Raw genomic sequence first — 18,198 nt, 5'->3', positions numbered from 1 at the left:
TCCGCCGGCTCGTGCGGCGGGCTCGGGCGGTGCGCCGGTTGGACGTCTGCGACGGGCGGTGGCAGGATGTGCCGCCACGCGTTCCCGGAGTGCAGCATTCCAACCCAAATCCGGCCGCTGACCTGCGCGACAGCGTCGTTTTCGGGGGAAGTTGGCAGCCTTTTGCGGACCCTGTGAAGAGATCGTGCAGACTGGCCGGATGCGTACGGAACTCGTTTCGGAACCTGGCCTCGCCGACCGCCCCAACGAGGACTTCGCGAGCGTCGCGCTACCGGCCTCGGGACAGGGCGGCGCGCTCGTCGTGCTGGACGGCGTGACGCCACCGAGGACCGGGACGGGGTGTCTGCATTCCGTACCCTGGTTCACCGCGCGGCTCGGCGGAGCGCTGACCGAACTGACCGTTTCACTCGGGGATGTTCCTCTCGCCGACGTCCTGTCCCGTGCCATCGCGCATACCTCCGCGGCACATGCGGGAACCTGTGACCTTTCTCACCCGCGCACTCCGCAGGCAACCGTGGTCCTGGCGCGCTGGTCCCCCGACCTGGTCGAGTACCTGGTGCTGTCCGACTCGGCCCTGCTGGTGGAGACGCCCGCCGGCACGGTCACGGCGCTCCTGGACGACCGGCTGGCCCGCCTGCCGCGCTCGGCGCTGGCCACGGACGCCATCGTGGACGCGGACTACCGCAACAGGGAGGGCGGCTTCTTCACGGCCGCCGCCGACCCGGCGGTGGCGGCGCGGGCGGTGACGGGGACGCTGCCGCGCGAGGAGGTGCGGACACTGGCGGCGCTGACCGACGGGGCCGCACGCTGGGTGGAGACGTTCCGGGAGGGCGACTGGGCGGACTGCCTCGCCCTGGTGCGCAAGCAGGGCGGGCGGGCACTGGTGGACCGGGTGCGGGAGCTGGAGCGCGGGGACGCGGCGGAGGCGCGGGAGTTCCTCGGCCGCGGCAAGACGCACGACGACGCGACGGTGGTGTACGCGGAGTTGTGAAGGGTCCGGCCCCGGGCGCGTGAAGGGGCGGACCCAGGGGGGCAAGGGCCGGGCCGCGGCGGCTACTTCTCCATCCCCCGGTTCAGTTCGCGCAGCAGGCGGGCCAGTTCGGCCACTTCCCGCGGGTCCCAGTCGCCGAGGCGGCGGGCGTACCGCGCCCGGCGGGCCTCCCGCACCCGGCCGACCCGCTCCTGCCCCTCCGGGGTCAGGGTGACCAGCCAGGCACGGCCGTCCGCGGGGTCGGGTTCGCGGGCGACCAGGCCGAGTTCCTCCAGGGCGCGCAGCTGGCGGGACATCGTCGCCTTGCCCACGCCGATGTAGGCGGCCAGGTCCGTGGCGCGCTGCCCACCGCACTCGCCGAGCCGGACGAGGAGGCCGTACGCGGACGACTCCAGGTCGGGGTGGACCTCGCGGGCCATCTCGCCCTGGTTGGCACGGGCGCGCCGGAGCAGGACGGTCAGTTCGCGTTCCAGCGCCAGGAACTGGGGCTGGTTCACACCACTTCCGGACAGGCGGGCTTCGCCCTCGCGACCGCCGCCGTTTCCGTCTTCGTGCACGTCAGCCCCTGCCTCGATTTTCCCGTTCCTGAAAGTTTCCGCCACGGGCCGCCATCGCCGCAGCTTGACAAGTATTTCGCAGGCTTAGACCAACGGCGGCTTCCGGCTCCTCTTCCCACCCCCCGTTCTACGTGCGTAGCGTCTTCTCCGGACCCGTGAATGGCATGCTCACGCCACTCACGAGTCTCTCCCCACGCACGGTCCCCCACCGAGCACCACCGAACCATCGGAGGCACGTCCATGCTCGTGCACAGATCCGGATCGGCCCGCGGCCGGCGTTTCGCCGCCACCGGGATTCTGCTCGCCGCCCTCTCCCTCCTCCTCGCCCAGCCCTCGTCGGCCGCCGACGTCCCGCCCCGCGGCTCCGCCCACATGGGCATGGGCGTCCTGGCCCACGACGGTCAACAGGGCACCCCCGTCCCCGGCGACGCCACCCAGACGGAGGGCGTCGACGTCTCCGGACACCAGGGCAACGTCGCCTGGTCGACCCTGTGGAACAGCGGGGTCAGGTGGGCCTACGTCAAGGCGACCGAGGGGACGTACTACACGAACCCCTACTTCGCCCAGCAGTACAACGGCTCCTACAACGTCGGGATGATCCGCGGCTCGTACCACTTCGCCACCCCGGACACGACGAGCGGCGCGACCCAGGCCAACTACTTCGTCGACCACGGCGGCGGCTGGTCCCGGGACGGCAAGACGCTGCCGGGCGCGCTGGACATCGAGTGGAACCCGTACGGGGCCGCCTGCTACGGCAAGACGCAGAGCGGGATGGTGACCTGGATCCGGGACTTCCTGAACCAGTACAAGGCCCGCACCGGCCGGGACGCCGTCATCTACACGGCGACGAGCTGGTGGACCCAGTGCACCGGCAACTACGGCGGCTTCGCCGCGAACAACCCGCTGTGGATCGCCCGGTACGCCACCTCGGTGGGCACGCTGCCGGCCGGCTGGGGTTACTACACGATGTGGCAGTACACCTCGTCCGGCCCGACGGTGGGGGACCACGACAAGTTCAACGGCGCGCTGGACCGGGTGCAGGCACTGGCCAACGGCTGACCACCGCACCACCCCCGGCCGGGGGCCCGGGGGTTGCCCCCGACAAGCACGGCAACGGCGCCCTGGACCGGGTGCAGGCACTGGCCAACGGCTGACCGCCACACCACCCCCGGCCGGGGGCTCGGGGGTTGCCCCCGACAAACACGGCAACGGCACCCTGGACCGGGTGCAGGCACTCGCCGACGGCCGACAGCCGCACCGCTCCCGGCCGGGGGCCCGGGGGTTGCCCCCGGCCGGCCGGACGGCTCACGGGCGGGGCCCGGGTTCCCTCGCGGGTACCCGGGCCCTCGCTCTTCCGGTCACGTCCGTCACGCCGCGACCGGAACCTCCGGCTCGGCACCGTTCACGGCCGGTGCCAGCGCCAGCTCGAGGACCTGGCGGACGTCGGTGACGGTGTGGACGTCGAGCTTGTCCAGCACCTCCGCCGGGACGTCGTCCAGGTCGGGCTCGTTGCGCTTGGGGATGATCACCGTGGTGACGCCCGCCCGGTGCGCCGCGAGCAGCTTCTGCTTGACCCCGCCGATCGGCAGGACCCGGCCGGTCAGCGAGACCTCGCCGGTCATCGCGACGTCGGTGCGGACCAGCCGGCCCGACAGCAGCGAGGCGAGGGCCGTGGTCATCGTGACGCCGGCGCTCGGGCCGTCCTTGGGGACCGCGCCCGCCGGGAAGTGGATGTGCACGCCCCGGTCCTTCAGGTCGGCCACCGGCAGTTCGAGCTCGGCACCGTGGCTGCGCAGGAAGCTCAGCGCGATCTGCGCGGACTCCTTCATCACGTCGCCCAGCTGACCGGTCAGGGTCAGACCCGCCGCGCCCGTCTCCGGGTCGGCGAGCGACGCCTCGACGTACAGCACGTCGCCGCCCGCGCCGGTGACCGCGAGGCCGGTGGCCACGCCCGGCACGGAGGTGCGCCGCTCGGCCGGGTCCTGGGCGGACTCGGGCACGTGGTGCGGCCGGCCGATGAGGTCGCGCAGGTCACCGTCGCCGACGGTGAAAGGCAGCTCCCGCTCGCCCAGCTCGTGCTGGGCCGCCACCTTGCGCAGCAGCCGCGCGATCGACCGCTCCAGGGTGCGCACGCCCGCCTCACGGGTGTACTCGCCGGCCAGCCTGCGCAGCGCGCCCTCGTCGATCGTGACCTCGTCCTTGTCCAGACCGGCCCGCTCCAGCTGGCGCGGGAGCAGGTGGTCCCGGGCGATGACGACCTTCTCGTCCTCGGTGTACCCGTCGAGGCGGACCAGCTCCATGCGGTCGAGCAGGGCCTCGGGGATGGCCTCCAGGACGTTGGCGGTGGCGAGGAAGACGACGTCGGACAGGTCGAGCTCGACCTCCAGGTAGTGGTCCCGGAAGGTGTGGTTCTGGGCCGGGTCGAGGACCTCCAGCAGCGCCGCGGCCGGATCGCCCCGGAAGTCGGAGCCCACCTTGTCGATCTCGTCCAGGAGCACGACCGGGTTCATGGACCCGGCCTCCTTGATCGCCCGCACGATCCGGCCGGGCAGCGCCCCCACGTACGTGCGCCGGTGGCCGCGGATCTCGGCCTCGTCGCGGACGCCGCCGAGGGCGACGCGGACGAACTTGCGGCCCATCGCGTGGGCGACGGACTCGCCGAGCGACGTCTTGCCCACGCCGGGCGGGCCCACCAGCGCTAGGACCGCACCGCCGCGCCGGCCGCCGACGACACCGAGGCCGCGGTCGCTGCGGCGCTTGCGCACGGCCAGGTACTCGGTGATCCGCTCCTTCACGTCCTGCAGGCCCGCGTGCTCGGCGTCCAGGACGGCCTGAGCGCCCTGGATGTCGTAGGCGTCCTCGGTGCGCTCGTTCCACGGCAGCTCGAGGACGGTGTCCAGCCAGGTGCGGATCCACGAGCCCTCGGGCGACTGGTCGGAGGACCGCTCCAGCTTGTCGACCTCCTTCAGCGCGGCCTCGCGGACCTTCTCCGGCAGGTCGGCGGCCTCGACGCGGGCGCGGTAGTCGTCGGACTCCTCGCCCTCCTGCTCCCCGTTCAGCTCGCGCAGCTCCTTGCGGACGGCTTCGAGCTGGCGGCGCAGCAGGAACTCGCGCTGCTGCTTGTCGACGCCCTCCTGGACGTCCTTGGCGATCGTCTCGGCCACGTCCTGCTCGGCGAGGTGGTCCCGCAGCTGCCGGGTGGCGAGCTTCAGCCGGGCGACCGGGTCGGTGGTCTCCAGCAGCTCGACCTTCTGCTCGGTGGTGAGGAAGGGCGAGTAGCCGGAGTTGTCGGCGAGCGCGGAGACGTCCTCGATGGCCTGGACCCGGTCCACGACCTGCCAGGCGCCGCGCTTGCGCAGCCATGCGGTGGCGAGGGCCTTGTACTCCTTGACGAGTTCGGCGACCTGGCCGGGCAGCGGGTCGGGCACGCTCTCGTCGCTACGGGTGCCCTCGACCCACAGCGCGGCGCCGGGGCCGGTGGTGCCGGCGCCGATGCTCACCCGGCTCCGGCCGCGGATCAGCGCGCCCGGGTCTCCGTCGGCGAGGCGGCCGACCTGCTCGACCGTGCCGAGGACGCCGGTCTTCGCGTAGGTGCCGTCGATGCGCGGGACCAGCAGGACCCGGGGCTTGCCCGGTTCGTCCCTGGCGGCGGCCTGCGCGGCCTCCACCGCGGCCCGTACGTCGGAGTCGCTCAGGTCCAGGGGGACGACCATCCCCGGCAGCACGACCTCGTCGTCGAGCGGCAGCACGGGCAGGGTGAGCGGTGTGAAGGCAGCGGACTCAGCAGCCATGATCTCCCCTTCGGCAGTCAAGTTGAGTTATGCCGACTCAATGCTTGGGAGCCGTCGATTGTTCCCAGGGGGCTGTTCGCTGTGAGCGATCAAGGGACGCCGCCCGTCGCGAGCCGTCCTCACGCCCCCTCAGCACGCCCGGAGCACCGGTCATTCCCCGGTCGGTGATGCCAGGATGGGCCGATGCCCATCACCTCTTACGACTCCCACGACACCCCGGAAGTTCTGGACCGTCGCGAGGGCCCGTACGGCGAGGTCGTCCTGCGCCGGCACGGGGCGCTGCTGCAGATCATCGCGAACGGCTGCTTCCTGATGGACACCTCCGACGGACGCTCGGAGCGCCGGCTCGTGGACGCGGCGGCCGAGGCGCTCGACGGCAGGGCGGCACCGCACGTCCTCATCGGCGGGCTCGGCGTCGGCTTCTCACTGGTGCACGCGGCCGCCGACCCCCGCTGGGGCCGGATCGCGGTCGTCGAACGCGAGCGCGCCGTCATCGACTGGCACCGCACCGGACCCCTGGCCGAGGTGTCGGCGGCGGCCCTGGCCGATCCGCGCACGGCGATCGTCGAGGCGGACCTGGTGGGTTACGTCAATGAGACTTCCGACACGTACGACGCGCTCTGCCTCGACATCGACAACGGCCCCGACTGGACCGTCACCGAGGGCAACGACGGGCTGTACTCACCGGACGGACTGGCGGGCTGCGCACGGGTGTTGAGACCCGGCGGGGTACTCGCCGTATGGTCCGCCCAGCCCTCCCCGGAATTCGAAGAAACCTTGCGTAATGCCGGGTTCCAGCAGGTGCGTACCGAAGAGATCCCCGTTGCCCGGGGCGTTCCGGACGTCGTCCACCTCGGCATCGGGCCTGGATAGCAAAGGCGCGGCACCTCCCCGTACGCTGCTGACCTGACGCGGATCATTCAAGCGTCAAGCGCAGTCATGGGATCACCCCACGGATTCCGGAAAGCACACCTCAGGGGCGGGCGATGGAGCAGACACAGACCTCCCACAACGGCACGGCGACGGCCACCCAGGGCGCACAGCGCCGGGTGCTGGTGGTCGAGGACGACCAGACGATCATGGAGGCCATCGCCACCCGCCTGCGTGCCGAGGGGTTCCTGGTGCAAACGGCGGGCGACGGCCCGGCGGCCGTGGACACGGCCGAGGCCTGGCAGCCCGACCTGCTCATCCTCGACATCATGCTGCCCGGCTTCGACGGCCTGGAGGTCTGCCGCCGCGTGCAGGCCCAGCGGCCGGTGCCGGTGCTGATGCTCACCGCGCGCGACGACGAGACGGACATGCTGGTCGGCCTCGGAGTGGGCGCCGACGACTACATGACCAAGCCGTTCTCGATGCGCGAGCTGGCCGCCCGCGTGCACGTGCTGCTGCGTCGGGTGGAGCGGGCCGTCGTGGCCGCCTCGACGCCGCGCAGCGGCATCCTGCGCCTCGGCGAACTGGAGATCGACCACGCCCAGCGCCGGGTGCGGGTGCGCAGCGAGGACGTCCACCTGACGCCCACCGAGTTCGACCTGCTCGTGTGCCTGGCGAACACCCCGCGCGCGGTGCTCTCCCGGGAGCAGTTGCTGGCCGAGGTGTGGGACTGGGCGGACGCCTCCGGCACCCGGACCGTCGACAGCCACATCAAGGCGCTGCGCCGCAAGATCGGGGCCGAGCGCATCCGCACCGTGCACGGCGTGGGCTACGCGCTGGAGACGCCGACGCCATGAGCTCAGGACGGGAAGGCGCACGGAGGAGCCCCGGGGAGCCCTGGGGCGGCGTACGCCCGTTCTCGATCAAGACCAAGCTGGGTGCGCTGGTCGTCACGTCGGTGCTGATCACCACCGGCCTGTCGGTGATCGCGGTGCACACCAAGACGGAGCTGCGCTTCATCACGGTCTTCTCGATGATCGCCACGCTGCTGATCACGCAGTTCGTGGCCCACTCGCTGACCGCGCCGCTGGACGAGATGAATGCCGTGGCCCGGTCCATCTCGCACGGCGACTACACGCGCCGGGTGCGCGAGAACCGCCGCGACGAGCTGGGCGACCTGGCCGTCACGATCAACCGCATGGCCGACGACCTGGAGGCACAGGACCTCCAGCGCAAGGAGCTGGTGGCGAACGTCTCGCACGAGCTGCGCACCCCCATCGCGGGGCTGCGCGCGGTGCTGGAGAACATCGTCGACGGCGTCACCGAGGCCGATCCGGAGACCATGCGGACCGCGCTGCGGCAGACGGAGCGGCTCGGCCGGCTGGTGGAGACGCTGCTGGACCTCTCCCGCCTGGACAACGGCGTCGTACCGCTGCGCAAGCGGCGCTTCGAGGTGTGGCCCTACCTGTCGGGCGTGCTGAAGGAGGCCAACATGGTCGCCTCGGCGCGCGCGGCCATCGCCAGCGGGTCCGGCAGCCACACGCGTACCGACGTGCATCTCGCCCTCGACGTGTTCCCGTCCGACCTGACCGCCCACGCCGATCCCGAGCGCATCCACCAGGTGGTGGCCAACCTCATCGACAACGCGGTCAAGCACAGCCCGCCGCACGGCCGGGTGACGGTCCGGGCGCGGTGCGGGGCGCAGCCGGAGTCCCTGGAGCTCGAGGTCATGGACGAGGGGCCCGGGATCCCGCGGTCGGAGTGGCGACGCGTGTTCGAGCGGTTCAACCGGGGTTCGGTGTCCCGGCCGCACGGTCCGGGCAGCGACGGCGGCACCGGACTCGGCCTGGCGATCGCCCGCTGGGCGGTGGATCTGCACGGCGGCCGGATCGGTGTGGCCGAATCCGAGCGGGGGTGCCGGATTCTCATCACTCTTCCGGGCCTGCCCTCGGCGTCGAGTTGACGTAGGGTTCGAAACGGAGCACCAAGATCCACGGGCGTTCGCGCCGACGGACACGTGTGATCAGGCACAGGCCCGCGACCTCCCCGCGCCGGGCCCCGGTCTCCCCTTCCCACGCGCAACAGAACCTCGCTTGTTTCCCGCCATTTCCAGCGCCGAAACACAGTCTGCAATGTGACTTACGCGACGTTGAACGGGCCCGGTCTGACCTTCCGGTCCGGGGAGGCGTAGCCTTGATTCCCGCTGTCCACCACCTTGTGAAGCGGAAGAGGGCGGTTCTCGCCGTGTCGCCACAGTCCCCCAGTAACTCGAGCATCTCGACCGACACCGACCAAGCGGGCAAGAACCCCGCGGCGGCGTTCGGTGCCAACGAGTGGCTCGTCGACGAGATCTATCAGCAGTACCTCCAGGACCCGAACTCCGTGGACCGAGCCTGGTGGGACTTCTTCGCCGACTACAAGCCCGGTGCGGCCGCCGCCCAGGCGGCGTCCGGCTCCGCGACGACCACGGGCACGAGCACGCCGCAGGCCGCCCCGGCGCCCCAGGCGCAGGCCCCCGCTCCGGCCGCTCCGGCACAGCCCGCCCCGGCCCAGGCGCCGGCGGCTCCTCAGCAGGCCGCCGCACCCGCCAAGCCGGCCGCGGCCCCCGCGAAGCCCGCCGCCGCGGCTCCGGCCGCTCCGGCCGCGAAGCCCGCCGCCAAGCAGGCCGCGAAGCCGCAGCCGAAGGCCGAGCCCGCCAAGGAGGCCGCTGCGTCCACGGCGGGACCCGAGACGGTGACGCTGCGCGGCCCGGCCGCCGCGGTCGTCAAGAACATGAACGCCTCGCTGGAGCTGCCCACGGCGACGTCCGTGCGCGCCGTCCCGGTGAAGCTGCTGTTCGACAACCGCATCGTCATCAACAACCACCTCAAGCGCGCCCGGGGCGGGAAGATCTCCTTCACGCACCTGATCGGCTACGCGATGGTGCAGGCCATCAAGGCCATGCCGTCGATGAACCACGCGTTCGGCGAGAAGGACGGCAAGCCGACTCTCATCAAGCCGGCGCACGTCAACCTCGGCCTCGCCATCGACCTGGTCAAGCCCAACGGCGACCGCCAGCTGGTCGTCGCGGCGATCAAGAAGGCCGAGACGCTGAACTTCTTCGAGTTCTGGCAGGCCTACGAGGACATCGTCCGCCGCGCCCGCGACGGCAAGCTGACGATGGACGACTTCACCGGCGTCACCGTCTCGCTGACCAACCCCGGCGGCCTCGGCACCGTCCACTCGGTGCCGCGCCTGATGCCCGGCCAGTCGGTGATCATGGGCGTCGGCTCCATGGACTACCCGGCGGAGTTCCAGGGCACCAGCCAGGACACCCTGAACAAGCTCGGCATCTCGAAGGTCATGACGCTCACGTCGACCTACGACCACCGGGTCATCCAGGGCGCCGCCTCCGGCGAGTTCCTGCGCCAGGTCGCCAACCTGCTCCTCGGCGAGAACGGCTTCTACGACGAGATCTTCGAGGCGCTGCGCATCCCCTACGAGCCGGTCCGCTGGCTCAAGGACATCGACGCCTCCCACGACGACGACGTCACCAAGGCCGCCCGCGTCTTCGAGCTGATCCACTCCTACCGGGTCCGCGGCCACGTCATGGCCGACACCGACCCGCTGGAGTACCAGCAGCGCAAGCACCCCGACCTGGACATCACCGAGCACGGGCTCACCCTGTGGGACCTGGAGCGCGAGTTCGCCGTCGGCGGCTTCGCCGGCAAGTCGATGATGAAGCTGCGCGACATCCTCGGCGTGCTGCGCGACTCGTACTGCCGCACCACCGGCATCGAGTTCATGCACATCCAGGACCCGAAGCAGCGCAAGTGGATCCAGGACCGCGTGGAGCGCGCCCACTCCAAGCTGGAGCGCGAGGAGCAGCTGCGCATCCTGCGCCGGCTGAACGCGGCGGAGGCCTTCGAGACCTTCCTCCAGACCAAGTACGTCGGCCAGAAGCGGTTCTCCCTGGAGGGCGGCGAGTCCGTCATCCCGCTGCTGGACGCCGTGCTGGACTCGGCCGCCGAGTCCCGCCTCGACGAGGTCGTCATCGGCATGGCCCACCGCGGCCGCCTGAACGTGCTGGCCAACGTGGTCGGCAAGTCGTACGCGCAGATCTTCCGCGAGTTCGAGGGCAACCTCGACCCGAAGTCGATGCACGGCTCCGGCGACGTGAAGTACCACCTGGGCGCCGAGGGCACCTTCACCGGCCTGGACGGCGACCAGATCCGCGTCTCGCTGGTGGCCAACCCCTCGCACCTGGAGGCGGTGGACCCGGTCCTGGAGGGCGTCGCGCGCGCCAAGCAGGACATCATCAACAAGGGCGGCACGGACTTCACCGTCCTGCCGGTGGCGATCCACGGCGACGCGGCCTTCGCGGGCCAGGGCGTGGTGGCCGAGACCCTGAACATGTCGCAGCTGCGGGGCTACCGCACCGGCGGCACGGTCCACATCGTCATCAACAACCAGGTCGGCTTCACCGCGGCCCCCGAGTCCTCGCGTTCCTCCATGTACGCGACGGACGTGGCCCGCATGATCGAGGCCCCGATCTTCCACGTGAACGGCGACGACCCGGAGGCCGTCGTGCGCGTCGCGCGCCTGGCCTTCGAGTTCCGCCAGGCGTTCAACAAGGACGTGGTGATCGACCTCATCTGCTACCGCCGCCGCGGTCACAACGAGTCCGACAACCCGGCCTTCACCCAGCCGCTGATGTACGACCTGATCGACCGCAAGCGCTCGGTGCGCAAGCTGTACACCGAGTCCCTGATCGGCCGCGGCGACATCACCCTGGAAGAGGCCGAGCAGGCGCTCCAGGACTACCAGGGCCAGCTGGAGAAGGTCTTCACCGAGGTCCGCGAGGCCACCTCGCAGCCCTCGGCCGCCGAGCCCACCGACCCGCAGGCCGAGTTCCCGGTCTCCGTGAACACCGCGGTCACCGACGAGGTCGTCAAGCGGATCGCCGAGTCCCAGGTCAACATCCCCGACCACGTCACCGTCCACCCGCGCCTGCTGCCGCAGCTCCAGCGCCGGGCGGCGATGGTCGAGGACGGCACGATCGACTGGGGCATGGGCGAGACCCTCGCCGTCGGCTCCCTCCTGCTGGAGGGCGTGCCGGTGCGCCTGGCGGGCCAGGACTCGCAGCGCGGCACCTTCGGCCAGCGTCACGCGGTCATCATCGACCGCGAGACCGGCGACGAGTTCACGCCGCTGCTGTACCTGGCCGACGAGCAGGCCCGGTACAACGTCTACAACTCCCTGCTGTCCGAGTACGCGGCGATGGGCTTCGAGTACGGCTACTCGCTGGCCCGTCCCGACGCGCTCGTGCTGTGGGAGGCGCAGTTCGGCGACTTCGTCAACGGCGCGCAGACGGTCGTGGACGAGTTCATCTCGTCGGCGGAGCAGAAGTGGAACCAGACCTCCGGTGTGGTCCTGCTCCTCCCGCACGGCTACGAGGGCCAGGGCCCGGACCACTCCTCGGCCCGTCCCGAGCGCTTCCTCCAGCTGTGCGCGCAGAACAACATGACGGTCGCGATGCCGACCTCCCCGGCGAACTACTTCCACCTCCTGCGGTGGCAGGTGCACAACCCGCACCACAAGCCGCTGGTCGTCTTCACCCCGAAGTCGATGCTGCGCCTGAAGGCGGCGGCCTCGAAGGCGGAGGAGTTCACGACGGGCCGCTTCCAGCCGGTCATCGGCGACGACTCGGTCGACCCGGCAGCCGTCAAGAAGGTCGTCTTCACCGCCGGCAAGGTCTACTACGACCTCGAGGCCGAGCGGAAGAAGCGCGGCGTCACGGACACGGCCATCATCCGCATCGAGCGCCTGTACCCGCTGCCGGGTGCCGAGCTCCAGGCGGAGATCGCCAAGTACCCGAACGCCGAGAAGTACCTGTGGGCCCAGGAGGAGCCGGCGAACCAGGGTGCCTGGCCGTTCATCGCGCTCAACCTGATCGACCACCTGGACCTGGCGGTCGGCGCCGACGTCCCGCACGGTGAGCGCCTGCGCCGCATCTCGCGGCCGCACGGCTCGTCCCCGGCCGTCGGCTCCGCCAAGCGGCACCAGGCCGAGCAGGAGCAGCTGGTGCGTGAGGTCTTCGAGGCCTGATCCCTCGCGGCAGCCCGGCTCCGACGCCTGACCGACGGCCCGTCCCCCGCCCCGGGGGACGGGCCGTCGGCGTTCCGCCCCCCGCCGGGCGGGAGCACGCACCCGTTAACCTGGCGGTGTACACACCCCCATTCATTCCCGACGGAGAGCCCCTTGTACTTCACCGACCGCGGCATCGAGGAACTGGAGAAGCGGCGCGGCGAGGAGGAGGTCACCTTCGAGTGGCTCGCCGAGCAGCTGCGGACCTTCGTCGACCTGAACCCGGACTTCGAGGTGCCGGTGGAGCGCCTGGCCACCTGGCTGGCGCGGCTGGACGACGAGGACGACGACGAGTAGACGAGCGAGCAGGGAACGACTGCTTCTCCGACGATCCCCCACGGGGTGCCGGTCACGGCACCCCGTTTCGCATGTCCGGGAGCTGTGCCGTCGGCCGGACACGCCGGCCACCGGAACGGGTGTCTTGACTTTCGAACTCCGCGATATATCGTGAATAGCGGTGGACGCGATATGGCGCGTTCGGTCTGGAGGTCTGCACCATGCCCGAGTGGTCCGTCGCGGAGCCCGTGAGGCTCACCTTCGACGAGTCCGTGAGCGAGCTCCACGTCCGCATCGTCAACGGAACGGTCAACGTCGTGGGCACGGACGAGGGTTCCGCCAGACTCGAGGTCTCCGAGATCGAGGGCCCGCCCCTGATCGTCACCCAGCAGGGCGGCACGCTCACGGTGGCCTACGAGGACCTGCCCTGGAAGGGCTTCCTGAAGTGGCTGGACCGCCGGGGCTGGCGCCGCAGCGCGGTGGTCTCCCTGGCCGTCCCCGCCAGCACCCGCGTGGAGGTGGGCGTCGTCGGCGCCGCTGCCGTGGTCTCCGGCATCGACGGCGGCACCGAGGTGAAGGGCGTCTCCGGGGACACCACCCTGGTGCGCCTCGCGGGCCGGGTCCGCGCCGACACGGTCGCCGGGAACGTGGAGGCCCAGGCGCTCGCCGGCGACCTCCGGTTCAACTCCGTCTCCGGGGACCTGACCGTGGTGGAGGCCGGCTCGTCCGTCAAGGCCGACTCGGTGAGCGGTTCGATGATCGTCGACCTCGACGCGGCCGACGGACCCGCCGACATCGGCCTCACCAGCGTCTCGGGCGAGATCGCCATCCGGCTGCCCCAGCCGGCCGACGCCGAGGTGGAGGCCAACACCGCGAGCGGCACGGTCTCCAGCGCCTTCGAGGACCTCCGGGTGACCGGCCAGTGGGGCGCCAAGCGGATCACCGGCCGGCTCGGCGCGGGCAACGGCCGGCTGAAGGCCACGACGGTCTCCGGCTCGATCGCCCTGCTGCGCCGTCCACCGGTGGAGGACACACCGTGGGAGCCGGAGGACACCGGGCCGGTGAAGGGCACGGAGCGCGACTCGGGGGACAATTCCGCTTCCGGCCGGGACGGCGGCGCCCCCGGCGCCCCGGCCGACGGCACGACCGACAAGAAGGTGCTCTGACATGCCCCCCGTCTTCGCCCACGGCCGCCTCCGCCTGTACCTGCTGAAGCTGCTCGACGAGGCCCCGCGCCACGGCTACGAGGTGATCCGGCTCCTCGAGGAGCGCTTCCAGGGCCTCTACGCGCCGTCGGCGGGCACCGTGTACCCGCGCCTGGCCAAGCTGGAGGCGGAGGGCCTCGTCACCCACACCACCGAGGGCGGCCGCAAGGTGTACGCCATCACCGACGCGGGCCGCGCCGAGCTGGCCGACCGCAGCGGTGAGCTGGCCGACCTGGAGCTGGAGATCCGCGACTCGGTCGCCGAGCTGGCGGCCGAGATCCGGGCCGATGTGCGCGGCGCGGCCGGTGATCTGCGCCGGGAGATGCGGGCGGCGGCCGGTGAGGCCCGCCGCGGCACCGGACCGGGCCCCCGGACCGAGGGCGCCGGCGGCTCCGGCGAGGGCACGGACATCGGGGACAAGGAGGCCTGGCGCGCCGCCAAGGAGGAGATGCGCCGGGTCAAGCAGGAGTGGAAGGAGCAGGCGCGCCGCGCCAAGGACGAGAGCCGCCGCGCCCGTGACGAGGCCCAGCGGGCCCGGCGCCAGGCCGAGGAGGCGCAGGAGCGGGCCCGCGCCCAGGCGCAGGAGGAGGTGCGGCGCATCGCCCAGCGGGTGCAGGAGCAGGTGCAGGACCACTTCGCGAGGGGCGACTGGCCGACGGGACTCCGTGAGGGCCTGGGCGAGCTGGTCAAGGAGGTCGGCGAGTTCGGCAAGGACTTCGGGAAGGACCTCGGCCGGGACTGGGGCTTCGGGCGCACCGACGCCGACGCGTCCGCCTCCCGGCCGGAGTACACCCGCACCGCCGAGGACTTCCCGGCGGAATACGCACCGTCCTGGGCCCACGAGGACACCGCCGACTCCACCGGCGACCCGGCCCGTGACCTGGACCGGCTGCTGGACCGCTTCCGGGACGGCATCCGCGACGCGGCCCGCGACCACGGCGTCACGGACGGCCAGCTCCGTGACGCCCGTCGCGAGCTGTCGACCGCAGCGGCCCGCATCGGGGCGATGCTGCGGACGCCGAAGGCCTGAGTACGCGGGCGCGGGAGGGCCCCGGCCGGGTCAGGCGCAGGCCGCTCCCCCGCCGAGCACTCTCGTCAGCGACTCGTGGGTCACCCCGTGGTCGGCGAGCACCTCGGCGGGCACACCGGGGCGCACGGTGAGGGCGAGGAGGAGATGCTCGTCGCCGATGTGCCGGTCACGCCGGGCGACGGCCGCCCGCAGGGCGTTCTGCAGGACCTCTTTGGCGTCCCGGCCGAAGCCGGGGCGCCCGGACCACGAGCGCCTGCCCTCCCGGTCGCCGGACATCGCGCCGGCGCCATGAGCCTCCTCCACCCGGGCGACGATCTGCGAGACGTCGATCCCGAGGCCGGCGAGCGCCTCGGTCTCGGCCTGCGACAGACCGGCGCGCCGACGCGCCTCCTCCAGGGCGCGCCGTACCGACTCCCTGCCCCCGCCGGAGCCGAGCGCCGTCAGCGCGAACGAGGCGCGGCTGCCCTCCCGGTCCAGCAGGGCGAGGAGCAGGTGCTCGGCGCCGACGGTCCCCGCCTGCGCCCTGCCCGCGTGCTCGAAGGCCCCCTGGACCACGGCACGGGCATCCTTCGTGAACCGCTCGAACATCAATGCCTCCCGTACTTCTTGTGCACGGCCTGCCTGCTGACCCCGAGTTCCGTGGCGATCTCCTGCCACGACCAGCCCTGGTTGCGCGCGCTGCGCACCTGCACCGCCTCGAGCTGCTCCAGCAGCCTGCGCAGTGCGGCGACGGCACGCAGCCCGACCCGAGGGTCGCGATCACCCGCACGTGCGGCGAGATCCGTTGCTTCGCTCATGCAGTCAACTTAGGTTGACATGACCCGTCTGTCAACCATCATTGACACGCCGGCGCGGGCGGGAACGCGAACGGCGGGCCCGGAGGACCGGGCCCGCCGCACGGAACGGGAGGAGCAAGGGGACGGGTCAGGACCCGCTGAGCACGATCTTGCCGAACAGCTCGCCGGACGCCATCCGCTCGAAGCCCTCCCGGGCCCGGTCCAGCGGAAGCACCTCGTCGATGACGGGACGCACACCGGTCGCGGCGCAGAAGGAGAGGAGGTCCTCCAGCTCGTCCTTGGTGCCCATGGTGGAACCGACGACCTTGAGCTCCAGGAAGAAGATCCGGGTCAGTTCGGCATGGGAGGGCCGGTCGCCGCTGGTGGCGCCGGAGATGACGAGCGTTCCCCCGGGCCGCAGCGACTTCACCGAGTGGGACCAGGTCGCGGCACCCACGGTCTCGATGACGGCGTCGACCCGCTGCGGCAGCCGGGCGCCGGGCTCGACGGCCTCCACCGCGCCCAGCTCCAGGGCCCGCTTCCGCTTGGCCTCGTCCCGGCTGGTGGCGAAGACCCGCAGCCCAGCGGCCCTGCCGAGCACGATGGCGGCCGTGGCGACCCCGCCGCCCGCGCCCTGCACCAGCACCGAGTCGCCGGGACGCACCCCGGCGTTGGTGAACAGCATCCGGTAGGCCGTCAGCCAGGCGGTCGGCAGACAGGCGGCCTCCTCGAAGGACAGTTCCTTCGGCTTCGGCAGGATGTTCCAGGTCGGCACGGCGACCTGCTCGGCGAACGTCCCCGGGTAGCGCTCGGTGAGGATGGAGCGGGGCTCCTTCGCCCCGACCCCGTGGCCGGTCTGGCCGATGACGGAGTGCAGGACGACTTCGTTGCCGTCGGCGTCGACACCGGCGGCGTCGCAGCCGAGGATCATCGGCAGCCGGTCCTCCGGGAGGCCGACACCGCGCAGGGACCACAGGTCGTGATGGTTGAGGGAGGCGGCACGGACATCGACGACACTCCAGCCGGGACGGGCCTCGGGGGCCGGACGCTCCCCCAGCTCCAGACCGTTCAGCGGCTGGTCGCGGTCGATTCGGGCGGCGTAGGCAGCGAACATGACCTTGACGATAGGTTCCGCCCCCGTCATCCGGAACCACGAACGCCTGTGAGACACGCCCTCTTGCCACCGGGAAAGCGAACGGCCCCGCCCACCCGGGACGAGGCCGTTCACCGCACACGCGTCACACCGTCACCGGCGCGCGACACCCTCCGCGCGGGCCGCCGCCGCCACCGCCGCCGTGACGGCCGGCGCGACGCGTTCGTCGAACGGGGACGGGATGACGTAGTCCGCCGCGAGGTCGTCGCCCACCACGGATGCCAGCGCCTCGGCCGCAGCGAGCTTCATGCCCTCGGTGATCCGCGACGCCCGCACCTGGAGCGCGCCCGCGAAGATGCCCGGGAACGCCAGCACGTTGTTGATCTGGTTGGGGAAGTCCGACCGTCCGGTCGCCACGACCGCCGCGTACTTGTGCGCGACCTCGGGGTGCACCTCGGGGTTCGGGTTGGCCATGGCGAAGACGAACGCGCCCTCGGCCATCGAGGCCACCGCCGCCTCCGGCACCGTGCCGCCGGAGACGCCGATGAAGACGTCGGCGCCCGCGAGGGCCGCCTCCAGCGGGCCGGAGAGCCCGGCCTTGTTGGTGAAGGAGGCCAGCTCCTGCTTCACCGGCGTCAGGTCGTCCCGGTCGGCCGAGACGACGCCCTTGCGGTCGGCGACCGCGACGTCGCCGATGCCGGCCTCGACCAGCATCTTGGCGATGGCGACGCCGGCCGCGCCCGCGCCCGAGATCACCGCCCGCAGCTCACCCAGCGTCCGCCCGCTCAGCCGCGCCGCGTTCCTGAGCGCCGCCAGCGTCACGACCGCCGTACCGTGCTGGTCGTCGTGGAAGATCGGGATGTCCAGCCGCTCCTGGAGCTTGCGCTCGATCTCGAAGCACCGCGGCGCCGAGATGTCCTCCAGGTTGACTCCGCCGAACGAGGGCGCGAGGCGCACCACCGTCTCGACGATCTCGTCGGCGTCCGTGCAGTCCAGCGCGATCGGGACCGCGTCCACACCGCCGAACTGCTTGAAGAGGATCGCCTTGCCTTCCATCACCGGAAGGGAGGCCTCGGGGCCGATGTCCCCGAGTCCCAGAACCGCCGTACCGTCCGTCACGACCGCCACGACCGACGACTTCCACGTGTAGTCGTGCACCAGGTCGGGCTGCTCGGCGATCGCGCTGCACACTTTCGCGACGCCGGGCGTGTACGCCAGGGACAGGTCGTCCTTGTCGCGGATCGGCACGGTGGCCTGCACGGCCATCTTGCCGCCGCGGTGCAGCGCGAACGCCGGGTCGAAGGAGTCGAGGTGCTCCGCCCCGGCCTCCTGGTCCGCACTGACGTCGCTGTCGCTGCGAGGATTGACGATCTCCGCTGCCACTTTGTCTTACCCCTTAAGTGTTCATGGTTTGAGGGTTTGTCCACTCCTGGTGAGGGGTGGGCGGGCACCGCCCAGGGACATGGCACGTTGATGCGCACGG

At 71.7% G+C, this 18,198-nt stretch carries 15 protein-coding genes; 9 read left to right on the top strand and 6 right to left on the bottom strand.

The window, feature by feature from the left end:
- Positions 1-199 precede the first annotated feature (199 nt).
- Entirely contained in the window at positions 200-991 is a 792-nt protein-coding gene (locus ACFWJB_RS27830; RefSeq protein ID WP_386925550.1) for a protein phosphatase 2C domain-containing protein, read from the top strand.
- 62 nt (positions 992-1,053) lie between these two features.
- On the opposite strand, the gene ACFWJB_RS27825 is transcribed toward ACFWJB_RS27830, so the two are convergent.
- Complete coding sequence (locus tag ACFWJB_RS27825; protein WP_386925548.1) at positions 1,054-1,548, bottom strand: MarR family winged helix-turn-helix transcriptional regulator; 495 nt, start codon at positions 1,546-1,548, stop codon at positions 1,054-1,056.
- A gap of 240 nt (positions 1,549-1,788) precedes the next feature.
- Between ACFWJB_RS27825 and ACFWJB_RS27820 the strand changes: the two genes are divergently transcribed.
- Entirely contained in the window at positions 1,789-2,607 is an 819-nt protein-coding gene (locus tag ACFWJB_RS27820; protein WP_385459506.1) for a lysozyme, read from the top strand.
- Between the two features lie 308 nt (positions 2,608-2,915).
- On the opposite strand, the gene lon is transcribed toward ACFWJB_RS27820, so the two are convergent.
- Positions 2,916-5,339, bottom strand: a complete 2,424-nt coding sequence (gene lon / locus ACFWJB_RS27815) for an endopeptidase La (protein WP_385459508.1) — start codon at positions 5,337-5,339, stop codon at positions 2,916-2,918.
- 183 nt (positions 5,340-5,522) lie between these two features.
- Here lon and ACFWJB_RS27810 point away from each other — a divergent pair, with 183 nt between their 5' ends.
- The 7 genes from ACFWJB_RS27810 (at position 5,523) to ACFWJB_RS27780 (ending at position 14,846) form a co-directional block, all read left to right on the top strand.
- Positions 5,523-6,212 (top strand): spermidine synthase, encoded by a 690-nt coding sequence (locus ACFWJB_RS27810; protein ID WP_385459510.1) that lies wholly within the window; start codon positions 5,523-5,525, stop codon positions 6,210-6,212.
- A 113-nt stretch (positions 6,213-6,325) separates the two neighbouring features.
- Positions 6,326-7,066: a response regulator transcription factor gene (locus ACFWJB_RS27805; RefSeq protein ID WP_385459512.1), complete on the top strand. Its 741-nt coding sequence runs from the start codon at positions 6,326-6,328 to the stop codon at positions 7,064-7,066.
- Positions 7,063-8,172 (top strand): sensor histidine kinase, encoded by a 1,110-nt coding sequence (locus tag ACFWJB_RS27800; protein WP_385459514.1) that lies wholly within the window; start codon positions 7,063-7,065, stop codon positions 8,170-8,172. The genes ACFWJB_RS27805 and ACFWJB_RS27800 overlap by 4 nt, the downstream gene beginning before the upstream one ends.
- A 281-nt stretch (positions 8,173-8,453) precedes the next feature.
- The gene (locus tag ACFWJB_RS27795) at positions 8,454-12,296 is read left to right on the top strand and encodes a multifunctional oxoglutarate decarboxylase/oxoglutarate dehydrogenase thiamine pyrophosphate-binding subunit/dihydrolipoyllysine-residue succinyltransferase subunit (RefSeq protein ID WP_386925544.1); all 3,843 of its coding nucleotides are present in this window, start codon (positions 8,454-8,456) and stop codon (positions 12,294-12,296) included.
- Between the two features lie 153 nt (positions 12,297-12,449).
- Entirely contained in the window at positions 12,450-12,632 is a 183-nt protein-coding gene (locus tag ACFWJB_RS27790; RefSeq protein WP_019075209.1) for a DUF6104 family protein, read from the top strand.
- A gap of 200 nt (positions 12,633-12,832) precedes the next feature.
- Entirely contained in the window at positions 12,833-13,777 is a 945-nt protein-coding gene (locus tag ACFWJB_RS27785; RefSeq protein WP_386925542.1) for a DUF4097 domain-containing protein, read from the top strand.
- Position 13,778: 1 nt separating this feature from the next.
- Entirely contained in the window at positions 13,779-14,846 is a 1,068-nt protein-coding gene (locus tag ACFWJB_RS27780) for a helix-turn-helix transcriptional regulator (RefSeq protein ID WP_386925540.1), read from the top strand.
- A gap of 30 nt (positions 14,847-14,876) precedes the next feature.
- Here ACFWJB_RS27780 and ACFWJB_RS27775 read toward each other — a convergent pair whose 3' ends face one another.
- From ACFWJB_RS27775 to ACFWJB_RS27760, 4 genes are all read right to left on the bottom strand, one after another.
- On the bottom strand, positions 14,877-15,434 hold the full coding sequence (locus ACFWJB_RS27775; protein WP_385459522.1) for a Clp protease N-terminal domain-containing protein: 558 nt from the start codon (positions 15,432-15,434) through the stop codon (positions 14,877-14,879).
- Complete coding sequence (locus ACFWJB_RS27770) at positions 15,434-15,643, bottom strand: helix-turn-helix domain-containing protein (RefSeq protein WP_055417899.1); 210 nt, start codon at positions 15,641-15,643, stop codon at positions 15,434-15,436. The genes ACFWJB_RS27775 and ACFWJB_RS27770 overlap by 1 nt, the downstream gene beginning before the upstream one ends.
- A 127-nt stretch (positions 15,644-15,770) precedes the next feature.
- Entirely contained in the window at positions 15,771-16,736 is a 966-nt protein-coding gene (locus ACFWJB_RS27765; RefSeq protein ID WP_385459525.1) for a zinc-binding dehydrogenase, read from the bottom strand.
- Positions 16,737-16,868: 132 nt separating this feature from the next.
- Positions 16,869-18,098 (bottom strand): NADP-dependent malic enzyme, encoded by a 1,230-nt coding sequence (locus tag ACFWJB_RS27760; RefSeq protein WP_385459527.1) that lies wholly within the window; start codon positions 18,096-18,098, stop codon positions 16,869-16,871.
- Between the last annotated feature and the right edge of the window lie 100 nt (positions 18,099-18,198).

The sequence above is a fragment of the Streptomyces sp. NPDC127100 genome, from assembly GCF_042724095.1.
Lineage (GTDB): Bacteria > Actinomycetota > Actinomycetes > Streptomycetales > Streptomycetaceae > Streptomyces.
The sequence above is the reverse complement of the archived record's forward strand: the minus strand, read 5'-3'. Positions and strand labels throughout refer to the sequence as shown.